This window comes from Bacillus sp. SIMBA_005, from assembly GCF_046535585.1.
Lineage (GTDB): Bacteria > Bacillota > Bacilli > Bacillales > Bacillaceae > Bacillus > Bacillus pumilus.
Genome location: NZ_JAWRWI010001115.1, coordinates 1 through 238, shown reverse-complemented (window position 1 = coordinate 238; position 238 = coordinate 1). Strand labels below are relative to the sequence as shown.

The following is a 238-nucleotide window of genomic DNA, read 5'->3' as shown; positions in this document are numbered from 1 at the left end:
ATATACTTGCTTATAACCAGTCAGCAGCTGCCATTTGCTATCATCAACAACCGAGTACGTTTTTAAATAATTTTTTAATACTTCAGGTGTGTCAACTTCTGGATCTACGCTAAATGCTACGATTTGATAGTCCTTTACGCCTTCATCTTCTAATGACTTTTGCACATCTGTCATATTATATGTCATCGGCGGACAAATCGAATTGCAATTTGTAAATATGAACATGGCTAACCAAGGC

The 238-nt window shown here is 36.6% G+C and carries 1 protein-coding gene; it reads right to left on the bottom strand.

Annotation, left to right across the window (positions count from 1 at the left end; translation table 11 throughout):
- A partial coding sequence (locus SB660_RS23590; RefSeq protein WP_410585017.1) for an SCO family protein occupies window positions 1–238 on the bottom strand: 238 nt, incomplete at both ends.